The sequence below is a fragment of the Streptomyces sparsus genome, from assembly GCF_054776295.1.
Window position 1 is genome coordinate 1 of record NZ_BAAHCA010000321.1, and the last position, 5,015, is coordinate 5,015.

Sequence of the window (5,015 nt, forward strand, 5' to 3'; positions counted from 1 at the left end):
CCCGGCGCCCACGGCGCCACGCCCTGCTTCCCCGCCGCCCGTCGTCCGCCACGCCCTGCGTCCCCGCCGCCGTCCGGGTGGCCGGCCGGGTGGGCGGCGGTGGCGGCTGTTTGCCTCACGTGTCGGGGGCAACCCGGCCTGCACGCGGGAACGGTCGCTTCCGCGCTCCGGAGCATGTGAGGGGAAGAACGTGGCACCTGGACGTCTGGCCCATGTGAGGCGCTCGGCCGTCGCCGCGGCAGTGTGCGCCGTCGTACTGGCGAGCGGCTGCGGTTCCGAGGACGACTTCGACCCCCGGGAGTTCGAGTCCCCCTACCAGAACACCCGCGTCGGGGAGGTGCTGATCCGCGGCGCCCACCTCGCGGACACCCCCGAGAAACCGTGGCGGAAGGGCGACGACGTACCGGCCCACATGTGGCTGTACAACGAGGGATCGGAGCCGGACCGGCTGGTGAGCGCGACCACCCCGGCTGCCGCTTCCGTGGAGATCGTGGACGGCGACGGCGAGCGGCTCACGGACGGCGTGCCGCTCCCGCCCGACCGGCTCCGCCAGCTCGAACGGGGCGACACCCACCTGGTCCTGCGGGACCTGCGCAGGACCGTGCGGGGCGGCGACTTCGTCGAGTTCACGGTGCGCTTCGAGGACGCGGGGCCGGTGACGTTCAACATCCCGGCCCGCATCCCCGCCGAGGGCCCGAGCCCCAGCCGCTGAACCGCCGGCGGTGATCCGCCGCGAGTATCCAGGAGGCAAGAATGACCCACAACCGGCCGCCCGCCACCGCCGGCCCCGAGCAGCGTGAACTGCTCGGCGGGCTGAGGAACACCGTCGTCAGCCTGCTCCTGCTGCTCGTGGGGGTCTGGCTGTTCGTCGGAGCATGGATCATCGGCTATCCGTTCACCGCTCCGGCCGTCGACGCGCACCTGATGGAGATGATCATCGGAATCGTCGTGTTCCTGGTGGCCGTCGCGCGCCTCGTGCGTCCACGCGGGCCGCTGTCCGACGTGCTGGTGCTGGTGGCCGGGGTGGCGCTCGCCGCCGCTCCGTTCGTGTTCGGTTACGGCGACACCTACCGGGCCGACGCGGCGCGCGTCAACGACGTGGTGACGGGCGTCGTCCTGGTGCTGCTCGCCGCCGTCTCCCTCGTCTTCCTCAAGCGGGCCCGTTCCGGCTCACGAGGCGGTACTGCGTGACGAGCGCTCCGGATCCCCGCGACATCTACGAGCGGGCCAAGGGCGAGGGCGAGCGCCGGCTCTCCATGCCGCTGCTGGAGAAGGCGTCGACCGGGTTCATCGCCGGTGTCACGATCGTGTTCGGCATCGTGGCGTTGGGAATGGCGACGGAACTGGTCGCCCCGGACCTGGGCACCGGCGTGGGAAAGCTGGCCGGCGCGCTCGCCTTCGGCATCGGGCTGGTCTTCGTGGTGATCGGACGCTCGGAGCTGTTCACCGAGAACTTCTTCGATCCGGTCGCCGCGGCGCTCGACCGCCGCCACGGCTCGGCGTGGAGCGCGCTCGGCAGGTTGTGGATCGTGGTGCTGCTGCTCAACCTCGTGGGCGGGGCGATCATGGCGGCGATCTTCACAGTGGAGGGCACGCTCCCGGCCGGCGCCCACCAGAGCCTGGTGGAAGTGGCCGAGGAGATCTCCGGCAAGAGCAGCCTGGCGACCTTCACCAGGGGCGTCGCCGCGGGCACGCTGCTGACGCTGCTCTCCTACCTGCTCCACGCCGTCGACTCGACCGGCAGCCGCATCGTCCTGGCGTACGTGGCCGGCTTCTTTCTCGCGCTCGGACCGTTCGACCACGTGGTGGTGTCCGCGCTGCACCTGCTCTTCGGCGTGTGGCTCGGTGACGCGGTCGGCTACGGCGACGTGGGCGCGAACATCGCGCTGGCGGGTGCCGGCAACCTGGCGGGCGGCCTGCTGCTGATGACGTTGACGCACGCCGTGCAGGCGAAGGCCGTGCACCCGGGAGAGGCGCGCACCTCGGACAAGGACGACGGCTGATAGGCCCCCGAAGGACGAGGGACGGCCCCGCCCGGGAGCGGCTCGGCTCCGGGGGTCGGGCTTGTCGGGCCCTGGCCCGGTGCCTCAGGCGGCGTCCGGGGTGGCCGTGTCCGTCCGGCCCGGAACGTGCTCGCTGCGCGGCGTGCCCTCGGCCGGGAGGGGTGACGGCCGGCGGACGGATCGTCCCGGCAGCGCGTCGGCCGTCTCCGGCGGGGTGGACACCGCTTCGGCCGCCGCGCAGGACGCGAGCAGCTGGGCGAACGGCGGGCATGCGGGCGGCGACGTGTGTGTCTGCTGCGGCATGGTCCCTCCTCACACCTCTGGGTTAGGCGTACCTAACCGACCCCGGCTCCCATGGGAACACGGGGTGCACCACGCACGCAAGATTTTGCCGACAGCATGTCGGGACACTTGGTGGCAGCCACCCGCACGGGGGACGCCGCACCCGGGCCGCACCGCGCCCGGGCGACGCCTCACGCGGGTGACGCCTCACACGAGGGCGGTGAGGTCCGCCGCGTCCCAGCGGCTGCCGACGCCGCTCAGCGTCACCGTGCGCTCGTCCGCGCCCCCGGCCTCGGCGTGTTCGGCGTCGGCGCCCATGGCCCGCTCGATCACGACGTGCAGCCGGTCGTCGGACAGCTCCTCGACCTTGCCCTCGCCCCACTCGACGACCACCACCGACTCCGGCAGGGACACGTCCAGGTCGAGGTCCTCCATCTCGTCCAGCCCCCCGCTCAGCCGGTAGGCGTCCACGTGGACGAGGGCCGGGCCGCCGCTCAGCGAGGGGTGCACCCGGGCGATGACGAAGGTCGGCGAGGTGACCGCGCCGCGCACGCCCAGGCCCTCCCCGAGGCCGCGCGCCAGTGTCGTCTTGCCGGCTCCCAGCTCCCCGCTGAGCAGGACGAGGTCCCCGGGGCGCAGTTCGGCGGCCAGCTGCCGACCCAGTTCCTGCATCTGTTCTGGTGTCGCGACGGTGATCCGGGTGTGCATGGTGTTGATGCTAAGGGCTGCGGCACGGGCCGCGCGGACGCCCCGGCCCGGCGCCCCGGCCCGGTGTGGGCCCGCACGGACGCCACCGGAACCGACCGGGCTCCGACCGGCCGCCCGTGCCGTCAGCGCGGTGTCGGGCGGGCCTGGCGGCGGTTCGGCGGTGCGAAGGCACGTTCCATCAGGCCGCGCAGACGGTCGTTGAGCAGCTCGGGGCGCTCCAGCATCAGCAGGTGGCCGGTGTCGGGCACGATCTCCAGCGTGGCGTCCGGCAGCAGGGACGCGATGCCCTCGCTGTGCGCGTGCGGGGTGAGCTGGTCCTTGTCGCCCGCGATGACGAGCGAGGCGCAGTCGCTGAAGGCGGGCAGCGCCTCGGTCTTCTCGTGGCCGTGGAACGCGGGGTAGAACTCGGCGACCACGTCGATCGGGGTGGCCTCGATCAGACGCTCGGCGAACCGGGCGACGGCCGGGTCCACCGTGCGCGGGCTTCCGAAGGAGTAGTGCTTGACCAGGCCGGCCAGCAGGTCGGCGGTGGCGGCACGGCCGCGCTCGACGAGCGCGGAGTGTGCCGCGAGCGTCTGGAGCACGCCCGGCACGAATCGGCGCAGGGCCCGCATGCCGGACGCCGGAAGGCCGTACGTCACCTCGCCCAGGCCGCCCGCCGAGGTGGCGACGAAAGCGGCACCGGCCGCCCGTTCGGCGACCCAGTCGGGGAACTGCGCGGCGAGCGCCATCATCGTCATGCCGCCCATGGAGTGGCCGACCAGCAGGACCGGGCCCTCGGGCGCCGCCGCGTCGAGCACCGCCTTGAGGTCGCAGCCGAGCCGTTCGATGCTCACGGGCACCGCGCCGCGCGCGCCGTCCGACTGGGCCCGTCCGCGCTCGGACCGGCCGTGGCTGCGCTGGTCCCAGTAGACGGCTCGGACCGTGCCCAGCTCACGCAGGGCCTCCCGCTGGAAGTGCCAGGAGTCCTGGGTGAGGCAGTAGCCGTGGCTGAACACCACCGTGGGGGGCGGCCCGGCGCGGCGGAAGCGGCGCTTGCGCTCCGGCTGCGCGGTGGGTTCGTCGACCTCGTAGTGCAGTTCGGTGCCGTCGTCGGCGATCGCGACGCCCTCGGTGCCGCGCAGCGTGCCGTACGGGCCGGTGGCGTCCAGCGCCAGTTTGGCCTTGCGGCGCACCGACCGCTGCACGGTCAGCCGCTCGACGGCGACCCCGGCCGCCACCACACCCAGCGCCGCACCGGCGACACCCGCCCGGCGTGCCCAGCCGTCTCCCGTCACGCGTCCGTTCTCCGCTTCTGCCGCTTACTCCCCCGCATACAGCCGCGGTACCCGGGGACCGACCCGAGTGATGATCTCGTATCCGATGGTGCCCGCCGCACGCGCCCAGTCCTCCGCGGTGGGTTCACCCCGGTCGCCGGGGCCGAACAGCACCGCCTCGTCGCCCGCCTCGGCCCGGTCCCCACCGAGGTCGACGACGAACTGGTCCATGGCGATCCGGCCGGCGACCGTGCGCAGCTTGCCCGCGACGAGGACCGGTCCGGCGTTCGAGGCGTGCCGGGGAATGCCGTCCGCGTACCCGGCCGGCACCAGGGCCAGCGTGGTCGGGCCCGGTGTGGTGTAGGAGTGGCCGTAGGACACGCCGTGGCCACCCGGCACGTCCTTGACGTGGGCCAGACCGGCCGTGAGCGTCATCGCCGGCCGCAGTCCGAAGTCGGCGGGCACCCCCACCTCCGGGGACGGCGACAGCCCGTACACCGACACACCGGGCCGGACCAGGTCGAAGTGCGAGGCGGGCAGGGTGAGGGTGGCGGGCGAGTTGGCCAGGTGCCGCACCTCCGGCGTCAGGCCGGCCCGCTCGGCGGTGGCGAGGGCGTCGTGGAAGGCGGTGAGCTGCGCGGCGATCGAGGGGTGGCCCGGCTCGTCGGCGCACGCGAAGTGCGACCAGATGCCGGCGACCTTCAGCGTGCCCTCGGCTTCTGCCGCGCGGGCCGCCGCGACCAGCTCGGGCCAGTCGGCGGGCTGG

The 5,015-nt window shown here is 73.7% G+C and carries 7 protein-coding genes; 3 read left to right on the top strand and 4 right to left on the bottom strand.

All coding sequences use genetic code 11. The features are described 5' to 3' along the window. Positions 1-190 precede the first annotated feature (190 nt). From ACYVE9_RS15390 to ACYVE9_RS15400, 3 genes are read left to right on the top strand one after another with little or no spacing between them, the layout of a single operon-like run. Positions 191-712 carry a copper chaperone PCu(A)C gene (locus ACYVE9_RS15390; protein WP_461028413.1) on the top strand — a complete coding sequence of 174 codons (522 nt, stop codon included), beginning with the start codon at positions 191-193 and terminating at the stop codon, positions 710-712. A 41-nt stretch (positions 713-753) separates the two neighbouring features. Further along, positions 754-1,191, top strand: a complete 438-nt coding sequence (locus ACYVE9_RS15395; RefSeq protein WP_461028414.1) for an SPW repeat domain-containing protein — start codon at positions 754-756, stop codon at positions 1,189-1,191. Then, a complete protein-coding gene (locus tag ACYVE9_RS15400; protein WP_461028415.1) occupies positions 1,188-2,003 on the top strand; it encodes a formate/nitrite transporter family protein in 816 nt (271 codons plus the stop codon). The genes ACYVE9_RS15395 and ACYVE9_RS15400 overlap by 4 nt, the downstream gene beginning before the upstream one ends. Positions 2,004-2,087: 84 nt before the next feature. Here the strand turns inward: ACYVE9_RS15400 and ACYVE9_RS15405 are convergent, their stop codons facing one another. The 4 genes from ACYVE9_RS15405 to alr all read right to left on the bottom strand — a co-directional run. Then, positions 2,088-2,306: a hypothetical protein gene (locus ACYVE9_RS15405; protein WP_461028416.1), complete on the bottom strand. Its 219-nt coding sequence runs from the start codon at positions 2,304-2,306 to the stop codon at positions 2,088-2,090. Between the two features lie 186 nt (positions 2,307-2,492). Continuing rightward, complete coding sequence (tsaE, locus tag ACYVE9_RS15410) at positions 2,493-2,993, bottom strand: tRNA (adenosine(37)-N6)-threonylcarbamoyltransferase complex ATPase subunit type 1 TsaE (RefSeq protein ID WP_461028417.1); 501 nt, start codon at positions 2,991-2,993, stop codon at positions 2,493-2,495. A 122-nt stretch (positions 2,994-3,115) separates the two neighbouring features. After that, positions 3,116-4,270: an alpha/beta fold hydrolase gene (locus ACYVE9_RS15415; protein ID WP_461028418.1), complete on the bottom strand. Its 1,155-nt coding sequence runs from the start codon at positions 4,268-4,270 to the stop codon at positions 3,116-3,118. Positions 4,271-4,294: 24 nt separating this feature from the next. Then, positions 4,295-5,015 (bottom strand): alanine racemase (gene alr / locus ACYVE9_RS15420; RefSeq protein WP_461028419.1); only part of this gene is annotated, 721 nt, incomplete at its 5' end.

What these genes read in the sequence shown, in the direction of transcription:
- ACYVE9_RS15395 (WP_461028414.1), top strand. Translation starts at nt 754, where the DNA reads ATGACCCACAACCGGCCGCCCGCCACCGCCGGCCCCGAGCAGCGTGAA.
- ACYVE9_RS15405 (WP_461028416.1), bottom strand. Translation starts at nt 2,306, where the DNA reads ATGCCGCAGCAGACACACACGTCGCCGCCCGCATGCCCGCCGTTCGCC.
- tsaE (WP_461028417.1), bottom strand. Translation starts at nt 2,993, where the DNA reads ATGCACACCCGGATCACCGTCGCGACACCAGAACAGATGCAGGAACTG.